The organism is Myroides odoratimimus, assembly GCF_030326305.1.
In the GTDB taxonomy this organism is placed as follows: Bacteria; Bacteroidota; Bacteroidia; order Flavobacteriales; family Flavobacteriaceae; genus Flavobacterium; species Flavobacterium odoratimimum_A.
The window spans coordinates 1-5287 of record NZ_JACAKB010000057.1; the positions used below are offsets into that span (position 1 = coordinate 1).

Below are 5287 nucleotides of genomic sequence, written 5' to 3' on the forward strand. Positions count from 1 at the left end.
CGCCGTATATTAGCAGTATAGAAATAGAGAGAGAAACAACTCAACGCTCTTTGACTTATTGAAATTCAACCTTTTAAGTAATACGTACGTACGTAAGTACATACGTAAAACAAAACAAAAATCAATTTATTAATCGAGGAACATCCTCACAAAACAAAACAAGAGTATGAGTACAGAAACTTATTTGTATCAAGAAATACAATTAAATTTAGTTAAGGAGCATAAAGATGTAGAACGTTATCAAGTAGTATCTTCTTATAGTGCTTATGATTATTTGCTACCCTTATATGGTAGTGATATAGAAATAAGAGAGCATTTTATAGCTTTGTTTCTTAATAATAACAACCAAGTTATAGGACATTATAGGCTATCTACAGGAGGTATAACAGGAACTGTAGTAGATGTAAGATTATTGTTTGCAACAGCTTTAAAAGCTTTAGCAGTAGGTGTAATAATATCACATAATCACCCATCGGGAAAAGTTAAACCTAGTGATGCGGATATTCAAATCACTAAGAAAATTAAAGAAGCTGGTAAACTATTAGATATACATTTACTTGACCATTTAATCGTTACCGATGTTTCTTATCTTAGCTTCGCAGATGATGGAATCCTATAAATAGGAACTTATAGAGGGAGAGAGTTTTTCTCCCTCTTAAATCAAATTAAATAGTAATTTTAAAATAAAACGTATGTATAAATATGATACGCTAATTTGTCTAGTTGAATTGATTGAGAAATCTAAGTCTAAACCAACTCTTTTAATAGACAGTTTAAATAATAAGATAGAAGTTAAATTTATTAATAAGAACTTTGTTTACAACTTTACTCATGAAGATATTAGTAAGGCTGTGGAGGAGTTAGAACCATTATTATAGTTATGAAGACAAAAACATTTAAGGTAATTTATACTAAGAAGGTAGGCGGTGTAGGCTCTATCTTGGTTAAAGCAAATAATGAAGAACAAGCGTTAACCAATGCAAAAGATTTATGTTTTACAGGTAGCGACTTTCGCAACCCTGTAGAGACGGAAGAGGAATATTCTAAACCTAGAGAACAAGGGTTTCAAGGTAAAAATTAAAATTATTAGTTATGGATGATAGAATTTGGGTTTTAGGTTTTTTATTTATTGGTTTATTTGGAACTTTAGTTGGGATAAAATATCTCAATGACGAAAGAACTAAAGATAGTAATAACATAAATGTTTTGAGAGATCATGAGATAAATACTATCTCAATAGTAAAGGGAGATTATATATATCCTCTTACGGCTATTTCTAGTGATAGTACGACTGTTATATCTAATAGTAGAGCTTTTGATATTAAAGATATAAAGCTAATAGTTAAGAATAAATAAGAGAGGTCATTTGACCTCTCTTTTACTAGTAAACAATCTTATGTTTATGCTTAGTATTATCATCAAAATCACACTGGGTGTGATTAAGATTATTGCAATGGTTGTAACAATATCAATACAGCTAATTGCATTGTATATAAGAATGATATTCTTATTGTTACGGTAACATATTGCCATTACTGTAATTATTAGGTTAGCTCCTAGTAATGTTAGACCTATTGGGGTTACTCCTGTAAGGAGTAAGCTAATTGCACTTAGTGCAATTGAAATGAAATTCTTAATACATTCTTTTTTCATTGTGTTGTTTCTTTTATGTATATATAAATAGTTGCATACTCCTTTAAAGACTGATTTGTATTAAAGAATTTGCCTAGTCAATAAATATAAATTACGTACGTATATACGTACGTACGTATATTGTTTGTATATTTGTATTATTAATCGAGGGATATCCTCACAAAACAAAACGTATGTTGTATTTAATTACAGGTATCTTTTTGATTTATATCATAATCAAGAGGATAAGAAACTATCTTATTTATAAGCAGTTTAAAGCGAATATGAGCGAGTTTCTAAATAGAAATAACTTAGAACCCTCTAAGGTAGATGAGGGTGAGTTTGATAGTCTGTTAAAGACTATAGCAGATATAAACTCAAAGTCTATTAATAAAGACAAAAAACTCGCAAGAGTTCTATTACAGAGTAAAGTAAATATTGTAGAATTTAATCAAATATCAGAAAATGAAAATTAACTATACAGGAGACGGAATAGGTTTGCACCAAGAACAGCAAACAGAATACATTGTAAATGCAAATAAAGAGAAACAATTGTTTAACCTTTTAGGAGATTTACTCCAGCGCGAAGAAAAGTTAATTACAGATAGAATCAGTATTTTTAAAACTACCCTAGAGAATGAAATATCATATAGGGTATATATAGATGATTTGTGCATAGACTCTTATAAAGAAGAAGAGGAAAGCGAAATTATATACGGTATGTACTGTGGGTGGCATGGATTTAGAAGAGCCACAATAGAACAGGTATTGATACTGATTAAAAGTATTGAGTAATGACAATTTGGTTTGTTAGAACTGTCTTTTTAATTGGAGCGATAGTATCAATAGTAGGACTATTTAAGACAGTTCTACTGATGATTGAGAAACAAGGAACAACAATAGGAAATATCTTAGCTATTTTGTTTTATTGGGTTTTTGGACTTATTGCATTAATTTGTCTAAACTATGCTATTGATATTTTTACTAGTTTTGACATTATTGTATTACTATTCTTTTGTGTGATATACTTAACTGTATGTGCATTTATAGCAATGGTACTTAAAGAGTGAATTATGAATGAATATGACTTGTACACAATCAAAGATTTTACCAAGTTTAAGAAAGAGTTTAAACTTACAAACAAAGATATCGCTAGTATCATTGGAACTAGTGAGCAGAATATAAAGAACCTTGTAACAGCAAATAAACCTTTGCCGAGTTGGGCTAGGGCATTTATCTATATGTGTAATAATAAGGCTATTTAATAGCTTTATTATTTAAAATAAGTACATACGTACGTATGTACTTACGTAATAATTTACTATATTTGTATAGTATTAATCAAGGGACATCCCTTATAAAACAATAAACTATGAGAATACTTGTAACACACCAAAAAGGAGGTGTAGGGAAAAGCACTATAGCAGTAGCATTAGCAAATTACTTTTTGTCGGAGGGTATTATTCCAGCTTTAGTAGATATGGACGCACAGGGCTCTATATCTTCTTTTAGAAAGATATACGAAAACAACGGAATTGACGTACATTCTAATTTATCTCTAGAACAGATTAACGCGCTACCAAATGAAGTTATTATCATAGATACTCCACCTTATCTTTATGACGGTGTAGATAACTTTAAGGATAGTGTGAATTTTGTTGTAGTGCCTCTTAAACCTAATTTGTATGATGTTGGAGCTGTAGGAGGTACAATACAGCTTTTAAGAGATAATAATCTTATACATAAGAGTTTTGTACTACTTAATCAAGTTCGTAATGGAGAAGCAATTGAAATAGAAAATCAAGAAGCAATCAAAGAACTTGAAAAGTTTAATGTCAATTTATTAGAGAGTAGATTTAACTACTCTGTTCAATTAAAACGTATTTCAGAGGGGCAATATGAGCCTAAAGCAAGGCAACAGGTAGAGGCTGTTATAGCAGAAATAATTAACATATTAAAATAGATATACCAATGGCAAAAAAAGAAAAACCAAAGTTTTCAGACCTTACAGGAGTAATGGAAAACCCTAGTACTCCTGTACAGGGCGTTGCTCCTGTAGAGGTTATTCAAAAGGCACAGCAATCAAAAGCTTTAGACGACCTTTCAAAAGAACCTGCGGTTAATTTCACAACCTCTTTACCTTTATCTCTAAGAGAGAAGTTAAAAGAAAAGGCTATAAGAGAGAAAACGTCCGCTAAAGACCTTATTATTGAAGCTCTACTATATAGATTTGAGGATTTGCGTTAAAACATAAATTGCTATGAATGAAGAGAAAGAGGAGTTTAGAAAGTCAATAACGACTAATATAGAAGCTAGAGAAGCTAAAGAGGGGATTGTCTCGAGATCAAATAAGGAACTCACTTTGTTTGATATTGATAACTTAGAAATTTCTCCCTCTTTAGAGGTAGAACAATATATACATTTAGCAAATGATTTTCGTAAAGAATATTTAATGTTATATGATAACGATTCTAAAGACTATCTTTTAGAGTTTACTGTAGTTAGTTTAAGAGTAATGGTTAAAATCATTAGTGATTTAAGACGAAATACTTTTAAGATTAACGCAGAGGAAAGTGAAAAGAGAAATCTTGATAATTATAACTATTGGCAAGGTATCAAAAACAGAGAAGATACTTCAATACAATTTAGATACAAAACTAAAGATTTTGTATCTAATCGGTCTAGAAAAATCTTAGAGGAGGGACTTGTATTTTTAAAACGATATAAGGAACAATGGTACTCTATTACAAAATCTAACGGTAAAACTTATAGAACACACGGGGGACTGTTAGAGAATTTCTATATTGATGATAATAAGGGAGAATTTATAGTATTAGTAAATACATATTGGGTTGACAAAATCATAGACTTAAGTAATAACTACTCTATATTATTTACAGAACATTTAAATCAACTCACAGACGTAAAGAAAATGTTATTCTATACTATGATTATGAGTATGAGTGATAACGGTTTAAGAGTTCGTAAAGAGTGGTTTAATCAATATTTTAATTTAAACTACAAGTATTATGCTAATTTAAAAGATAATTTTATTGATAAGGTTAAGGCTATTTGTGACCAACCAGTTAAAGGAGGAATTAAGGAGCAAAGAAGTTTTTATTACTATGAAGATAAAGAAGATAGTAGTAGAATAATATTTAAACCTATTATTCTAAAACCTAACATTCAAATCGCAAGTTCTAATACAATAGATAAGCAAAGTTTTAATTACAAGATAGCCTATTATAAGCTTAGACATAAACTAAGTGATGAACAAAGAAATTTTTTAAGAGATAGAATGTCTCCCAGAAAAGAGGGAGCATATTGGATAGAGAATGATAATTATACTGTATTTAATTCTACTTATCAAGAGTTCTTAAATAAATGTAAGAGTGAGGGGGTTAAACCTGTTAGTGTACAGGGAGAGGATTTTATAATAGTAATCAAAGAATTACTCAAATCAAAAGGTTATAGTTTCTTAGAATAGGGCATTATAAATGCCCTATTTCTATTAAAGGTAATTGCACAATTCGACTGAAATCAAGGATAAATTGCACAATTCGACTGAAGTCACAAGGTAAATTGCACAATTCGACTGAAGTAAAATATACAACTGCACAATTCGACTGAAGTATTTGCACAATTCGACTGAAGT

The 5287-nt window shown here is 30.0% G+C and carries 11 protein-coding genes; all 11 read left to right on the forward strand.

Annotated features, from left to right (window positions below; translation table 11 throughout):
- Positions 1 to 166: 166 nt before the first annotated feature.
- The 11 genes from HX049_RS17950 (at position 167) to HX049_RS18000 (ending at position 5119) form a co-directional block, all read left to right on the forward strand.
- Complete coding sequence (locus tag HX049_RS17950) at positions 167 to 619, forward strand: JAB domain-containing protein (protein ID WP_286417730.1); 453 nt, start codon at positions 167 to 169, stop codon at positions 617 to 619.
- A gap of 73 nt (positions 620 to 692) precedes the next feature.
- Entirely contained in the window at positions 693 to 878 is a 186-nt protein-coding gene (locus HX049_RS17955) for a hypothetical protein (RefSeq protein WP_286417731.1), read from the forward strand.
- Between the two features lie 2 nt (positions 879 to 880).
- Entirely contained in the window at positions 881 to 1081 is a 201-nt protein-coding gene (locus tag HX049_RS17960) for a hypothetical protein (RefSeq protein WP_286417732.1), read from the forward strand.
- An 11-nt stretch (positions 1082 to 1092) separates the two neighbouring features.
- On the forward strand, positions 1093 to 1356 hold the full coding sequence (locus tag HX049_RS17965) for a hypothetical protein (protein ID WP_286417734.1): 264 nt from the start codon (positions 1093 to 1095) through the stop codon (positions 1354 to 1356).
- Between the two features lie 560 nt (positions 1357 to 1916).
- Positions 1917 to 2108 (forward strand): hypothetical protein, encoded by a 192-nt coding sequence (locus tag HX049_RS17970; protein WP_286417736.1) that lies wholly within the window; start codon positions 1917 to 1919, stop codon positions 2106 to 2108.
- Positions 2098 to 2427, forward strand: a complete 330-nt coding sequence (locus HX049_RS17975) for a hypothetical protein (protein WP_286417737.1) — start codon at positions 2098 to 2100, stop codon at positions 2425 to 2427. The genes HX049_RS17970 and HX049_RS17975 overlap by 11 nt, the downstream gene beginning before the upstream one ends.
- The gene (locus tag HX049_RS17980; RefSeq protein WP_286417738.1) at positions 2427 to 2702 is read left to right on the forward strand and encodes a hypothetical protein; all 276 of its coding nucleotides are present in this window, start codon (positions 2427 to 2429) and stop codon (positions 2700 to 2702) included. Before HX049_RS17975 ends, HX049_RS17980 begins: the two co-directional genes overlap by 1 nt.
- A gap of 3 nt (positions 2703 to 2705) precedes the next feature.
- Positions 2706 to 2897: a hypothetical protein gene (locus HX049_RS17985; protein WP_286417739.1), complete on the forward strand. Its 192-nt coding sequence runs from the start codon at positions 2706 to 2708 to the stop codon at positions 2895 to 2897.
- A gap of 107 nt (positions 2898 to 3004) precedes the next feature.
- Positions 3005 to 3595, forward strand: coding sequence for a ParA family protein (locus HX049_RS17990; RefSeq protein WP_286417741.1), 591 nt, complete (start codon positions 3005 to 3007; stop codon positions 3593 to 3595).
- Positions 3596 to 3603: 8 nt separating this feature from the next.
- Positions 3604 to 3879 (forward strand): hypothetical protein, encoded by a 276-nt coding sequence (locus HX049_RS17995; RefSeq protein WP_286417743.1) that lies wholly within the window; start codon positions 3604 to 3606, stop codon positions 3877 to 3879.
- A gap of 13 nt (positions 3880 to 3892) precedes the next feature.
- Complete coding sequence (locus tag HX049_RS18000; protein WP_286417744.1) at positions 3893 to 5119, forward strand: hypothetical protein; 1227 nt, start codon at positions 3893 to 3895, stop codon at positions 5117 to 5119.
- Positions 5120 to 5287 lie beyond the last annotated feature (168 nt).

What these genes read in the sequence shown, in the direction of transcription:
- HX049_RS17950 (WP_286417730.1), top strand. Translation starts at nt 167, where the DNA reads ATGAGTACAGAAACTTATTTGTATCAAGAAATACAATTAAATTTAGTT.
- HX049_RS17955 (WP_286417731.1), top strand. Translation starts at nt 693, where the DNA reads ATGTATAAATATGATACGCTAATTTGTCTAGTTGAATTGATTGAGAAA.
- HX049_RS17960 (WP_286417732.1), top strand. Translation starts at nt 881, where the DNA reads ATGAAGACAAAAACATTTAAGGTAATTTATACTAAGAAGGTAGGCGGT.
- HX049_RS17965 (WP_286417734.1), top strand. Translation starts at nt 1,093, where the DNA reads ATGGATGATAGAATTTGGGTTTTAGGTTTTTTATTTATTGGTTTATTT.
- HX049_RS17970 (WP_286417736.1), top strand. Translation starts at nt 1,917, where the DNA reads ATGAGCGAGTTTCTAAATAGAAATAACTTAGAACCCTCTAAGGTAGAT.
- HX049_RS17975 (WP_286417737.1), top strand. Translation starts at nt 2,098, where the DNA reads ATGAAAATTAACTATACAGGAGACGGAATAGGTTTGCACCAAGAACAG.
- HX049_RS17980 (WP_286417738.1), top strand. Translation starts at nt 2,427, where the DNA reads ATGACAATTTGGTTTGTTAGAACTGTCTTTTTAATTGGAGCGATAGTA.
- HX049_RS17985 (WP_286417739.1), top strand. Translation starts at nt 2,706, where the DNA reads ATGAATGAATATGACTTGTACACAATCAAAGATTTTACCAAGTTTAAG.
- HX049_RS17990 (WP_286417741.1), top strand. Translation starts at nt 3,005, where the DNA reads ATGAGAATACTTGTAACACACCAAAAAGGAGGTGTAGGGAAAAGCACT.
- HX049_RS17995 (WP_286417743.1), top strand. Translation starts at nt 3,604, where the DNA reads ATGGCAAAAAAAGAAAAACCAAAGTTTTCAGACCTTACAGGAGTAATG.
- HX049_RS18000 (WP_286417744.1), top strand. Translation starts at nt 3,893, where the DNA reads ATGAATGAAGAGAAAGAGGAGTTTAGAAAGTCAATAACGACTAATATA.